At 69.9% G+C, this 12385-nt stretch carries 12 protein-coding genes and 1 pseudogene; 5 read left to right on the top strand and 8 right to left on the bottom strand.

The features are described 5' to 3' along the window. Positions 1-329: 329 nt before the first annotated feature. Positions 330-965: a pyridoxamine 5'-phosphate oxidase gene (gene pdxH / locus KQY30_RS20905; protein WP_217311204.1), complete on the bottom strand. Its 636-nt coding sequence runs from the start codon at positions 963-965 to the stop codon at positions 330-332. A gap of 381 nt (positions 966-1346) precedes the next feature. Between pdxH and KQY30_RS20900 the strand changes: the two genes are divergently transcribed. Next, entirely contained in the window at positions 1347-2474 is a 1128-nt protein-coding gene (locus KQY30_RS20900; RefSeq protein ID WP_217308144.1) for a citrate synthase 2, read from the top strand. 127 nt (positions 2475-2601) lie between these two features. On the opposite strand, the gene KQY30_RS20895 is transcribed toward KQY30_RS20900, so the two are convergent. From KQY30_RS20895 to KQY30_RS37155, 5 genes and pseudogenes are all read right to left on the bottom strand, one after another. Continuing rightward, positions 2602-3174, bottom strand: a complete 573-nt coding sequence (locus tag KQY30_RS20895; protein ID WP_217308143.1) for a TetR/AcrR family transcriptional regulator — start codon at positions 3172-3174, stop codon at positions 2602-2604. Positions 3175-3368: 194 nt separating this feature from the next. Beyond that, positions 3369-4238 carry an enoyl-CoA hydratase family protein gene (locus KQY30_RS20890; protein WP_254407249.1) on the bottom strand — a complete coding sequence of 290 codons (870 nt, stop codon included), beginning with the start codon at positions 4236-4238 and terminating at the stop codon, positions 3369-3371. 311 nt (positions 4239-4549) lie between these two features. Continuing rightward, positions 4550-6007, bottom strand: a pseudogene (locus tag KQY30_RS20885) (AMP-binding protein); the annotation flags it as partial. Positions 6008-6398: 391 nt separating this feature from the next. Further along, positions 6399-7055 carry a hypothetical protein gene (locus tag KQY30_RS20880; protein WP_254407248.1) on the bottom strand — a complete coding sequence of 219 codons (657 nt, stop codon included), beginning with the start codon at positions 7053-7055 and terminating at the stop codon, positions 6399-6401. Continuing rightward, entirely contained in the window at positions 7052-7585 is a 534-nt protein-coding gene (locus tag KQY30_RS37155; protein WP_302185326.1) for an ATP-binding protein, read from the bottom strand. Before KQY30_RS37155 ends, KQY30_RS20880 begins: the two co-directional genes overlap by 4 nt. A 107-nt stretch (positions 7586-7692) precedes the next feature. Between KQY30_RS37155 and KQY30_RS20870 the strand changes: the two genes are divergently transcribed. The 3 genes from KQY30_RS20870 to KQY30_RS20860 are packed head-to-tail and all read left to right on the top strand — an operon-like array spanning position 7693 to position 8973. Beyond that, positions 7693-8529, top strand: a complete 837-nt coding sequence (locus tag KQY30_RS20870; RefSeq protein ID WP_217308141.1) for a helix-turn-helix transcriptional regulator — start codon at positions 7693-7695, stop codon at positions 8527-8529. Then, on the top strand, positions 8526-8744 hold the full coding sequence (locus KQY30_RS20865; protein WP_217308140.1) for a DUF397 domain-containing protein: 219 nt from the start codon (positions 8526-8528) through the stop codon (positions 8742-8744). Before KQY30_RS20870 ends, KQY30_RS20865 begins: the two co-directional genes overlap by 4 nt. Before the next feature lie 10 nt (positions 8745-8754). After that, positions 8755-8973, top strand: coding sequence for a DUF397 domain-containing protein (locus KQY30_RS20860; RefSeq protein WP_217308139.1), 219 nt, complete (start codon positions 8755-8757; stop codon positions 8971-8973). A 65-nt stretch (positions 8974-9038) separates the two neighbouring features. On the opposite strand, the gene KQY30_RS20855 is transcribed toward KQY30_RS20860, so the two are convergent. Together KQY30_RS20855 and KQY30_RS20850 are read right to left on the bottom strand one after the other, a co-directional pair. Beyond that, the gene (locus KQY30_RS20855) at positions 9039-10070 is read right to left on the bottom strand and encodes an SGNH/GDSL hydrolase family protein (protein WP_254407247.1); all 1032 of its coding nucleotides are present in this window, start codon (positions 10068-10070) and stop codon (positions 9039-9041) included. Between the two features lie 700 nt (positions 10071-10770). Continuing rightward, a complete protein-coding gene (locus tag KQY30_RS20850) occupies positions 10771-11364 on the bottom strand; it encodes a TetR/AcrR family transcriptional regulator (RefSeq protein WP_217308138.1) in 594 nt (197 codons plus the stop codon). Positions 11365-11519: 155 nt separating this feature from the next. Here KQY30_RS20850 and KQY30_RS20845 point away from each other — a divergent pair, with 155 nt between their 5' ends. Further along, a complete protein-coding gene (locus KQY30_RS20845; RefSeq protein ID WP_217308137.1) occupies positions 11520-12263 on the top strand; it encodes an SDR family NAD(P)-dependent oxidoreductase in 744 nt (247 codons plus the stop codon). Positions 12264-12385 lie beyond the last annotated feature (122 nt).

The raw sequence follows: 12385 nt of genomic DNA, 5'->3' as shown, positions 1-12385 counted from the left end.
CACCGGGCGCGTACGGGGGGGGCGTCAAGGTCTCCGTAAATCCCTTGAGTCGTGCCGTGGGGACGCCTAACGTGTGGCTCACACCGAAAGGAGGTGATCCGGAAAATGGTTTCAGTCCGGACAAGTGAGGTGGCTGCGGGCTAACGGCCCGTCGTCGTACTCTCCGCAGTACTCGGCCGGTCGAAGGCCGAAATCCCAAGCAGTCACCGACCCGCGGGCTCGCCGGTACGTCCGGCCGGCTCCTCTTCGGAGGAACCCGAGCCCGCGGGTTTCTGCGTTTTCGTGCGCCTTGCGCACTCCGGGCCAGGTCTGCGGCTTGTGCCTCGCGGCTACGGGCAGAGGCGTTCTATGCGCCAGGCCGTGCCCTCGTGGGCCTCCTCGCGGATGTAGCGGAGGCGGTCGTGCAGGCGGTTTTCGTGGCCTTGCCAGAATTCGACGGTCTCCGGGGTGACGCGGTAGCCGCCCCACTGCGGCGGCACCGGGACCTGTTCGTCGTCCGGGTAGCGGGCCGCCAGGGCTTCGTAGCGGTCGAGCAGCGCCTCGCGGGAGCCGATCGGGGACGACTGGTCGCTGGCCCAGGCGCCGAGCTGGGAGCCGTGCGGGCGGGTGCGGAAGTACGCGGCCGTCTCGTCGCGGCCGGTACGGGCCGCCGTGCCCGTCACGATGATCTGGCGGGCCACCGGGTGCCAGGGGAAGAGCAGCGAGACCTGCGGGTTCTCGTCGATCTCGTGGCCCTTGCGCGAGGTGTAGTTGGTGAAGAAGACGAAGCCGCGCTCGTCGTACCGTTTCAGCAGCACCAGTCGCGAGGAGGGGCGGCCGTCGGGGGTCGCCGTGGACACCACCATCGCGTTCGGCTCGTGGAGGTCCGAGGCCGCGGCGGCGGTGAACCAGCGGTCGAACTGTTCCATGGGCGCGGCGGCGAGGTCCGCCTCCAGCAGCGGCGTGGTGCGGTACTGCTCGCGCATGGCGGCGGGGTCCGTGACAGGGCCAGTGGCGGGATCCGGATTCTCGTGAAGCACGGGGCCATCCTGCCGTAGCGCCCCCGTCGCCGTGGCACCGCTGCCGTCGGGCCTTGCCGTAGCACCACCGCCGTACGGCTTTGCCGTGGCACCACTGCTGTAGGGCCGAGTTTTCCCGGCACTGAGTGCCGCCAATCCTTCGGGGACGAAGTCTGGCAGTGTGCCGGTTATCACGCTTCCCCGCATCGGAGGAACTCGCCAAAATCTTCGAGTGAGGCACTGTGGCCTTCGAACACCGGAGGCTGTGGTTCCTGCCTTCCGGACCGCCGCAGTACGGAGGCATCCACCCGGGGTGACCATCCGTCGCACTCTCATGAGGAGCCGCTCATGTCCGACCTCGCCACCTCCTTCGTACCTGGTCTCGAAGGAGTCGTCGCGTTCGAGACGGAGATCGCCGAACCGGACAAGGAAGGCGGTGCGCTCCGCTACCGGGGCGTCGACATCGAGGACCTGGTGGGGCAGGTCTCCTTCGGCAATGTGTGGGGGCTGCTGGTCGACGGGGCGTTTGATCCCGGTCTGCCGCCCGCCGAGCCCTTCCCCATCCCGGTGCACTCCGGGGACATCAGGGTCGATGTGCAGTCCGCGCTGGCGATGCTCGCGCCGGTGTGGGGGCTGAAGCCGCTGCTCGACATCGATGAGCGGACCGCTCGTGACGATCTGGCGCGCGCCGCCGTGATGGCGCTCTCGTACGTCGCGCAGTCGGCGCGCGGGCAGGGGCTGCCGATGGTGCCGCAGCGGGAGATCGACAAGGCGCGCACGGTCGTGGAGCGCTTCATGATCCGCTGGCGCGGTGAGCCCGACCCGCGCCATGTGAAGGCCGTCGACGCGTACTGGACCTCGGCCGCCGAGCACGGCATGAACGCGTCGACGTTCACCGCCCGGGTCATCGCCTCCACCGGCGCGGACGTGGCGGCGGCGCTGTCCGGCGCGGTCGGCGCGATGTCGGGGCCGCTGCACGGCGGGGCGCCCTCGCGGGTGCTCGGGATGATCGAGGAGATCGAGCGTACGGGCGACGCCACCGCGTACGTGAAGCGCGCCCTGGACAACGGCGAGCGGCTGATGGGCTTCGGCCACCGGGTCTACCGGGCCGAGGACCCGCGGGCGCGGGTGCTGCGGCGTACGGCACGTGACCTGGCGGCGCCGCGGTTCGAGGTGGCCGAGGCGCTGGAGAAGGCCGCGCTGGAGGAACTGCACGCGCGCAGGCCCGACCGGGTGCTGGCGACGAACGTGGAGTTCTGGGCGGCGATCGTGCTGGACTTCGCGGAGGTGCCGGCGCACATGTTCACGTCGATGTTCACGTGCGCGCGTACGGCGGGCTGGTCGGCGCACATCCTGGAACAGAAGCGCACGGGCCGCCTGGTGCGCCCGTCGGCCCGTTACATCGGCCCGGGCACCCGTGACCCGCGCGAGATCGAGGGCTTCGGCGAACTGAATGCGAGCACGTCAGGCGAGTAAGGACAGAGCGCGGCGGCCCGCCCGGCTGAGGACGGAGTACGGCGGCCTGTCCGGGCGGGCCGACGTCCAGGCCGGACCGGCACCCGGGCGGGTCGGCACCAGGCTGGCCCGGGGGCCGGGCGTGGCCTCAGGGCAGTACCCCGTCCAGGATCCGCGACCACTGGGTCACCACCCGCTCCCTCCGCTTGCTGTCGTCCGTCAGCAGCGTCGCCAGCCCCAGCCCCCGCGCCATGTCCAGCAGCCCCTGGACCGTTTCGCGTACGCCCGGGACGGATTCGTCGGCCGCGAGCAGTTCCACCGCGATGCGGTGGGCCTCGCGGCCGACCCGCGCCTCCAGTTCGGTGACCCGGGGGCGTAGCTGGTCCTCGTCGCCGGCCGCGACCCACAGGTGCAGGGCCGCGCGGAACAGCGGTCCCGTATAGAGCGCCACGATCCCTTCGACCGCCTCGTGCCGGTGTCCTGGCCCCGCCGGGACCAGGGCGCGCAGCGCGGAGGACCGTTCCTCCGCCACGTACTCGACCGCCGCGGTGAACAGGTCCTCGCGGGTCGGGAAGTGGTGCTGGGCCGCGCCGCGCGAGACCCCGGCGCGCTCGGCGACGACCGAGACCGTCGACCCGCCCCACCCGTACTCGGCAAGGCAGGCCACCGCGGCCTCCAACAGCCGCCTGCGGGTGGCACGGCTGCGGCCCTGCTTGGGCACGTTGGACGCGGCGGCCCCGACGGACGGGTTGGCCCTGACGGGCCTGGTGGACGCGACGGCGCTGGCGGGCCCAGCGGAACCGGAGGCCCCAGCAGACGCGGTCGGCCCGGCGGAACCGGCGGAACCGGGCGACCCGGTCGGCCCGGTCGGCCCGGCGGACCCAACAGACCCCGTCGCCCCCCCTCGTACCCGCCCTACCGCACCCACGCCGCGTCCCGTCGTTCCATGAACGCCGTGATGCCCTCGCGTGCCTCCGCCGTCACGAAGAGCGAGGCCGACCGGCGTACCAGATCCTCCGCGTACCGGTCGAAGGCCTCCAGCACCTCGACCGTCAGCAGCTTCTTGGACTCGGCGAGACCCTGCGGGGACGCCCTGCGCAGGCCGTCCAGTACGGGCGCGAGCGCAGCGTCCGCGTCCTCGGCCGCCTCGGTGATCAGCCCTGCCTCCGCCGCGCGCCCGGCGTCGAAGCGTTCGCCGGTGAGGCAGTAGCGGGCCGCCGCGCGCGGTTGGACGCGGGGCAGCAGCGGCAGCGAGATCACCGCGGGCGCGACGCCGATCCGTACCTCGGTGAACGCGAAGTCGGAGGTACGGTCCGCGATCGCGATGTCGCACGCGCCGAGCAGCCCGAGCCCGCCGGCCCGCACATGCCCGCTGACGCGCGCCACGACCGGCTTGGGCAGTTCGACGATCTGCCGCATCAGGGCGACGAAGGCGTACGGGCTCGCCGGTTCCTTGAGGTCGGCGCCCGAGCTGAAGGTGTTCCCGGTGTGCGTGAGCACCACCGCCCGTACGGAGGGATCGGCGCCGCAGGCGGTGAGGGCGTCCCCGAGCGCGGCGACGAGCCGCGCCGACAGGGCGTTCCGGTTCGCCGGCGAGTCCAGGGTCAGGGTGGTGATGCCCCGCTCGTGCGCGGTGATGACCGGTCTTGTGCGATGGCTCGCGTGATGGTCCGTGTCGTGGCTCGCGTGATCGTCCGTGTGGTCGCCCATGTGGTCGCCCGTGTGCTGGTCCGTCATGTGGTCCTTGGTCATGTGGTCCTTGGTGCCCTTGGTGCGGTCCGTCACCTGTTCTCCCTCTCCCGGGACCATGTGTCGCGCCCCCGCGGGCCAGGCGCCTCGGGACCGTACGACGGCTGGTCGGACGGTCCCGGGTCCTGCGCCTCGTACGACGCGGAACCCCGATCCGCCGAACCCCGATCCGCCGAACCCCCATCCACAGCGCTCCGATCCACCGCGCCCCGCTGCACAGCGCCCTGCGGATCGGCGCCGTACAGTTCCGCGCCGTGCGGTCCCGCTCCGTACGGCTCGTACAGCGCGGGCCCCCGCGCCCCGAGCACAGGCCCCTGCGCCCCGAGGTCGCGCAACTCGCGGTTCCTCTCTTCGCGGTCCCTCAGTTCGCGTCTGAGGATCTTGCCGGACGCGGCACGGGGCACGCTTCCGATGAACTCCACCCGCCGGACCTTCTTGTACGGCGCGACCCGCTCGGCGACATAGGCCATCACATCACCCTCGGTGAGCGCCTCCGTACCCGGCCGGAGGACGACATACGCCTTGGGCACCTCGTTGCCCTCGGTGTCGTACACACCGATCACCGCCGCGTCCGCGATCGACTCATGCGTCAGGAGCACGGCCTCCAGATCGGCCGGGGCGACCTGGTAGCCCTTGTACTTGATGAGTTCCTTGACCCGGTCCACGACGAACAGCCAGCCGTCCGCGTCGACCGTGCCCACATCTCCGGTGTGCACCCAGCCGTCCGCGTCGATCATCTCGGCGGTCGCCTCGGGCCGGCCGAGGTAGCCCTTCATGACCTGCGGTCCGCGCATCAGGATCTCGCCCTCGGTGCCGGGGCCGGTGTCGAGATCCGGGTCGTCGAGGGAGACGATGCGCATCTCGGTGCTGGGCAGGAGCTTGCCGACCGTACCCGGCGGCGGGCTGTCGGCGGAGAGCGGTACGACATGAGTGCCGGGCGACAGTTCCGTCAGCCCGTACGCCTGCCGTACGGGCGGCAGGTTCAGCCGGGCCGAACAGGCGGCGGCCAGCCGGGCGTCCAGCGGGGCGGCGGCGCTGAGGATGTAGTCGAGCGAGGACAGGTCGTACCGCGCGACGGCCGGGTGCTTGGCCAGCGCGAGCACGATGGGCGGGGCGACGTACAGCCCGTTGATGCGGTGCCGCTCGATGGCCGCGAGGAACTGGTCGAGGTCGAAGCGCGGCAGCACGACGACGGTCGCGCCGTGGCGCAGCGGAGCGTTCATCAGGGCAGTGAGCCCATAAATGTGAAAGAAGGGAAGAACAGCGAGGATACGGTCACCGGGCCGCATCGGCATGACCGGTTCGAGCTGCGCCAGATTGGTGGCGATGGAGCGGTGCGTGAGCATCACGCCCTTGGGGAGACCGGTGGTGCCGGAGGAGTACGGGAGGGCCGCGATGTCCTCGCCGGGGTCGATGACAACGTCCGGCGGAGGGACGGCCCTACCGGCCGACGCCGCCATGTCCAGCACCGAACGATGCCCGTCCGCCGCCCGGTCGCTCACGAAGATCTCCTGTATCCCGCCCACGAGTTCAGCCGAGCGGCGCACCACGTCCAGCAGCGGCGACACGGTCACGATCCATCGCGCTGAGGAGTCACGGAGCTGGGTGGCGAGTTCCTCGGGGGTGGCGAGGGGGTGGGTGGTGGTGACGGAGGCGCCGGCGCGGGTGGCGGCGTAGAAGACGGCCGGGTAGACGATGGTGTTGGGGCTGTGCAGGGCCAGGACATCGCCCTTGCGCACCCCGGCGTCGGCGAAGGCGGCGGCCATCTGCCGGTGCAGACGGTCGAGTTGGGCGTACGTGAGGCTGGTCGGCGGCAGACCGTCCCCACCGGCTTCGAACGAACCGGCCCCGCCCCCGGACGAACCGGCCCCGGGCGAACCGGCCCCGGCCCCCGCCCCGGCCTCGAACGAACCGGCCCCGGGCGCGTCACTCGTACCGTCAACAAGTGCCACCGCCTCCCCGAACTCGGCGGCGCGGCCCAGCACCGCCTCGTGGATGGGCAGATCGACGGCCGGGACATGCTCGTACTCGCTGCGGAACACCATGAGACGACCCCTTCGACGCGGCGTTTGGGCGAGCGGGCGTTGGGACAGCAAGAATCGCGTGTATCACCACGCCTTGGGGAGACCCAGGAACCAATGGGCCGGATCGCGCCCCGATTGGGGTGCGCGGCGCCTGGGGTTCTGCCTTGCCGAGCTACAAGGGGTGAGCTCGCGCTTCCGTCCGTTTCAGGTACGCGGTGTGTTCCGCGTCCAGGTCGACGACGGTGAACTCAAGGAGCTCCATGATCAGTTGGCTGGCGAGCACCCAGCCGAGCCGCCAGCTCTCGAAGGCCACGCCACCCGCGTCGTACACCACGGGAAACAGCCCGCCCGGCTGATACAGGGCTCCATGTACGCCCACTATCACGAATGTCCGCACCCGCAGGGCGACATGGCGTTTGCGCAAGTGGGGGCAGGCCCCGACCGAGGTGACCGCGCAGGGTACGCACAGGGGCGGGTGAGTGGTGACGTAGCCGGGCTTGTGCAGCTCCGGCTCGTCCGCGTCCTCGCCGACCAGCCACAACGTGCCAGCCTCGGTACGGTCGGAAGGCCCGCCGCAGATCTGGCACAGCAGCTTCCGCATGGCCCGGCGCTGCCGCAGGAAGTGCACGTTCCCCAACTCCGGCCGCCCCTTCCCCGGACTGATCCCCACCCGCTTCCAGAGCACACCCATGTCGTCACGCTCGTACGGCCCTTCGTCGGCGTACGCGATGCCGCCGCCACGGACGACCAATGTGCCCTGGGGCCGGTGCTCCGAGGACCAGCAGGCGACGTACGGAACGACCGGAGGCCTCCCCACCGGCGCGGTCACGGGCAATCCCTCTCTACGGGCCGTACGTGCGGCACCGACAAGGACGCCCAAACGACCTTCCCCGGCCCGTTCCGCTCGGCCACGCCCCACGCATCCGCCAGCGCGTCGACCAGCAGCAGCCCCCGCCCGTCCGAAGCGTCCGGACCGGCCGGCCGAGGCTGGGGGCGGTCCGGCGAACCGTCGTGCACCTCGATGCGGAGAGCGCCCGAGCTGCGGAAGTAGCGCGTCTCGATGGTCTGTTCCGGCGTCACCTTCGCGTGCAAGCCGGCATTGCTGAGCAGCTCGGACAGAATCAGGACGGCGGAGTCCTCCAGGATGGACAGGCCCCAATCGGCCAGAGCCTTCCGCAATTCGAGCCGCGCGTACGCGACGCACCGCGGATCCGGACTCCATCGCAATACAACGCGGCTGCCGGTTGGATTCGGCGTGGGTTTCCCGTACATGTCACACGGCCTCCATCTGCCCTTGTCGCTTTCGGCCAACTCGTCAGCGTCGCGTCGGGACTTGGCGGGGATGCGCTTGCAGGACAAGGCCCACTCCTCTCCGTAGCGAAACGACTACCGGGAGCACTCAGAGTGGCGTAGAGTTGGGACCTCTTCAACGTTTCAGCGGCGAAGGAAGGGCGGGCGAAACCCCTTTGAATCGCAAGGAGTTACACCCCGACAGCGGCCCTCAAGCAGCCTTCGGAGCGCGTCTCCGCAGCTCGCGGGAGAGGCGTGGCTGGACGCAGGACGAGCTGGCGGCACGGATGGAATACTCCAGTGTTCATATTTCAGCCGTGGAAACTGGTCGCAAGCCTCCGACTCTGCGTTTTGTGCGCAGTGCCGACCGCACCTTCGGCACCGAAGGCACGGCAGACTCGTTCGAACGCGAGTGGCGCGAGATCCGGCACGGCAGCCTGTTGGAGGGGTTCCCCGAATACGTTGGGCAGGAGGGGCGAGCGGCGGAGATCCGGCTGTACGAGGTGGGCATTGTCCACGGTCTGCTTCAGACAGTGGAGTACGCCGCCGTCCTCGCCGAGAGCGCTGTCAAGCGGGGAGCAATCACGCCTGACCAGGCAAGCGAACGGGTCTCGCTCATCGCCGAGCGGCAAGCAGCGCTGAACCGGACGCCTTCGCCGCTGATCTTTGTGGTGCTGGACGAGAGCTGTATCCGTCGGCCCATCGGTGACCCCGCCGTCATGGAGGCACAGTTGGCGCGGCTGATCGAGTTCGCGGAGCTGCCGAACACCGTCTTTCAGATCGCAGAGTTCACCATGGGGCACCGTAGCTCATTCAGGCTGCCGATTACGGTGCTCACGTTGCCAGACCGGTCACTCATGTCGTACGCCGAGTCGGCACAACGGGGCCATCTCGAACGAGACAGCAAATCTGTACTGCCCATGCTGACGGCCTACCATCAGTTGCAGGCCGAAGCGCTCTCTCAGGCGACATCTGTGGCCATGATTGAGCAGGTACGAAAGGGCACCTTGTGACGACCGAATCCCCCCGTTGGTTCACGTCCTCCTACAGCGACAACGGCGGCCAGTGCATCGAGGTCGCCGCCAACCTCGCCACTACGCACGGCGTGGTACCCGTCCGTGACTCCAAGAACCCGAACGGTCCGGTTCTCGACATCCCCGCCGACGCGTTCACCTTGTTCGTAGAGAACGTCAAGGCAGGCGAGTTCACCCCTGGCTTCGACGTGTGAAGGAGCGCCCGTGACGACCGAATCCCCCCGCTGGTTCACGTCCTCCTACAGCAACAACGGCGGCCAGTGCATCGAGGTCGCTGCCAACCTCGCCACTACGCACGGCGTGGTACCCGTCCGTGACTCCAAGAACCCGAGCGGTCCGGTTCTCGACATCCCCGCCGACGCGTTCACCTCGTTCGTAGAGAACGTCAAGGCAGGCGAGTTCACCCGTAACCTCAACGCCTGATCCGCGCGCAGCACTGAGCCCCGCCACTCCTTCCCTTGGGAGCGGCGGGGCTCTTCATAACGCCTCTACCGGTTGAGAATCTGCTCAACCGTCTCGGTCACCTGCTCGGCCTGGATGTCGCGGCCCTTGGCATTGGGGTGCGCGTACCAGGGGAGCTTGTAGTCGCCGAGACTGACCTGAGAGTCCTCCAGCAGGCCGCCGATGCCCCGGTCGGCGCCGTCGCACGCCGTGTTGGTGCCGGTGCGGGCGTAGAGGTCGACGAAGTCGGCGCCGCCTTCGGCGTCAGCGGCGGCCTTCTTCATGACGTCGTTCAGCCGCTTCTGGACCTGGTCCAGGACCGGCAGGGCGTCTTCGGGGATGTCGGCGAACGGCAGCTCCGTCTGACCGGGCGCCGCGGTCAGGCACTTGGTGGTGTCCCCGGGCACGAGCCGGGGGTAGCCGACCAGGACGCGCTTGGCGTCCGGGGCGAAGTAGCCGATGCGGTCGAGCAGCTCCTCCAGTTCCCAGCCGACCTGCTCGAACTGGCCGTCCAGCCACTGCTTTCCGTCCCCGGATTCGAAGAACTCAGCGCACTTGGCGGCCGGTTCGTCCCCGTCGACCGGCTCCCCCGGCAGCAGGGAGGGGCTCCGGAGCTTGTCGGAACACTGCTTCAGGATGCGGTTGAAGCCCAGCGTGTTTCCGCCGATGCTTCCCACGGCAAGCTGGGTGTCGGCCTTGAGCGCGTCCTGCTGCGGCGGGACCGTCATGCCGGTGCCGGGCAACAGCTCCTGTTCTTGCCAGAAGTGGTTGACGAGGGCGCCCCCACAGGAGACGTCCGACTGAACGTCGAGCGTGATGCCCTTGTCCGCGAGGCGCCGGGTGGCGACGGCGGGATAGTTCTCCTTCGCCTGGAAGCAGAAGTCCCTCTTACCGTCCTGGTTGAAGGGAGCGACGCCGAAGTTGGCGGTGTACGAGTCGCCGAAGAAGACGGTCGGTACGGGGTCGGCGGGCGCCGCGCCCGCGCTTTCCGCCGCGCCGGCGAGCGCCAGGCAGCTACCCAGCGCGACGGCCGCGGCAGCCAGCCGCCGCACCACCGGAGATTTCGTCGTCTTACGCATGGCCGAAGGCAAGCTTGTGCCCTTTCGTCGAGGCCCAAGAGAAGAGGCGAACGAATGTAACGCTTCGCATTCACTCATGCGCGGAACGTGATGATCCAATACGCGTGAACCAAACCGGGCGTTCCCGGCCAACCCCTCACGCGTGTCCATCTCGCCTGCTCAGCAAGGACATCGGGGAGGAACGACCAACGAGCCCCGATGTGATCATGACCCGAAAGGGAAAATGCCTGCCCGACCACTGCGAGGGCCCCGCGACGTGGCCGTGCGATGAGGGGGCGAGGACGTCCGGCAGACGGCCGGCGATGTCGCACAGCGGAGCGGCGATCGAAGCCGAGTTCCGTGGTCGGCGCTGCCGCCTTCGCGTACTTGGCCAAAAGTCAGCCGACGGCGCGTCGAGCCCCGCCAGGCCCCTGACGTGGGATGAAGGCGGGGTGCGGCCCTTGGTTCGTACGAGACGATTCGGACGCCTCGGACGCCGGGCACCGCCCCGTCCCAGACGGCGCCCCCTCAGCGGTCCGCACCAGCGGCCCGCACCAGCGGCCCGCAGCAGTGGCCCGCGCCAGTGGCACCCTTCCGCATGGTGCGGCCGTCGCGTTCCCGTCCAGCCCCAGCCCCAGCCCGCGAATGGGCGGGCCGTCTTCTTCGTATCGTCGAGCGCGACCGTAACCGCATCACCCAGGACTGACCGGGCGCGGGCGGCTCAATCCGGGATGGCGGCGTTCACGACGACGGCCGCCAGGGTGCGGGCCGCGGTTTCGGCGCTGGGGTCGCGGTCCATCCAGGCGCCGATGCCGGCGCCGTCGTAGAGCAGGACCAGTTGCTGGGCGAGTGAACGGGCGTCGGCGGCGCCGGCCTGCTGGGCCAGGTCGTAAAAGAGGTCGTGCAGCCATGCGCGGTAGTCCCGGGAGGCCTGGTCGACCACGCCGCCGGGCGGGGCGTCGGAGCTGGCGCTGACGAACGCGCAGCCACGGAAGCCCGGCTCGGTGAAGGACAGCCCCTGCACCTCGAAGGCGCCGATCAGGCGCTCCTTGGGGGTGTCGTAGCGCGCTCGCAGCTCGCGCTCCATCCGCTCGGCGGTGGCGGCGTGACGGGCCTGGAGATAGGCCTTGACCAGGCCGTCCTTGTTTCCGAACGCGCTGTAGAGCGTCGCCTTGGCGACCCCGGCGCGCTCGATGACCCGGTCGATCCCGACCGACTGCACACCTTCGGCGTAGAACAGCTCGTTCGCCGCCGCCAGCAGTCGCGCCCGCGCGGCAGCACTGCGTTCCTTGGGAGAGAGCAGCTTTTCGGACATAGCACTCACCCTAGCAGACCGATCTGTCTGTCTGGAAGGGGGGCTCTTGGCATTGACACAGGCAGACAGGTCTGTCTACCTTGTTCCCTGTTCTTGCCAGACAGACCTGTCTGACTTCTCTACTTCTCTACTTCTCTACTCGAAGGGTTCCTCCCATGTCCGTACAGAGCGCCGCCTCCGACTCCCGCCCCCTGACCGCGCTGGTCACCGGCGCCACCTCCGGCATCGGCCGGGCCATCGCCAACCGGCTGGCCGCCGACGGCCTGACCGTCGTCGTGGCGGGCCGCGACGCCCGGCGAGGCGCCGAGACCGTGGCGGAGATCGCCGCGGCCGGCGGCCGGGCCCGGTTCGTCGCCGTCGATCTCACGACGCCGGACGGCGCGGGCCGGCTGGCCGCCGAGGTGGGAGAGATCGACGTACTGGTCAACAACGCCGGGGTGTCTTTCTGGGCGCCGACCGAGGAGATGACGCCGGCCGACTACGACGCCATGTTCGACGGCAACGTCCGCGCGCCCTTCTTCCTGGTGGCCGCCATCGCTCCGGCGATGGCCGCGAGGGGGTCGGGCAGTGTGATCAGCATCGGCAGCATGGCCGGCAGTCTCGGCCTCGCCAACGGTGCGGCCTACGGCGCGACCAAGGCCGCGCTGGCCTCACTGACCCAGAGCTGGACGGCCGAGTACAGCGCCCGGGGTGTCCGCTTCAACACCGTGGCCCCCGGGCCGGTCTACACCCGGCCCGAAGGACGCGAACTGTACGACACGCTGGGCGCGACCACCGCGATGAAGCGTGCCGCCGAGCCTGCCGAGATCGCCGAGGTGGTCGCTTTCCTGGCCTCGCCGAAGGCGAGCTATGTGACCGGTGCCACCGTCGCCGTGGACGGCGGCCGGACCGCGATCTGAGCCGGCTCCCCGGGCGCCCGGCACCCGGCACCCGGCACCTGACTCCCCGTTCCCCATCCGCGTTCCCCACCCCACGCTTCCCGTCCCCGTTCCATGCTCCCCAGCCCCCACTCCACGCTTCC

Source organism: Streptomyces sp. GMY02 (assembly GCF_019056675.1).
GTDB lineage: Bacteria > Actinomycetota > Actinomycetes > Streptomycetales > Streptomycetaceae > Streptomyces > Streptomyces odonnellii.
Note: the sequence above shows the minus strand (reverse complement) of the source record. Positions and strands in the feature narration are given on the sequence as shown.

Excerpts from the sequence above, each read along its gene's own strand:
- KQY30_RS20850 (WP_217308138.1), bottom strand. The coding sequence starts at position 11,364 with ATGTCCGAAAAGCTGCTCTCTCCCAAGGAACGCAGTGCTGCCGCGCGG.
- KQY30_RS20845 (WP_217308137.1), top strand. The coding sequence starts at position 11,520 with ATGTCCGTACAGAGCGCCGCCTCCGACTCCCGCCCCCTGACCGCGCTG.
- pdxH (WP_217311204.1), bottom strand. The coding sequence starts at position 965 with ATGCGCGAGCAGTACCGCACCACGCCGCTGCTGGAGGCGGACCTCGCC.
- KQY30_RS20855 (WP_254407247.1), bottom strand. The coding sequence starts at position 10,070 with ATGCGTAAGACGACGAAATCTCCGGTGGTGCGGCGGCTGGCTGCCGCG.
- KQY30_RS20900 (WP_217308144.1), top strand. The coding sequence starts at position 1,347 with ATGTCCGACCTCGCCACCTCCTTCGTACCTGGTCTCGAAGGAGTCGTC.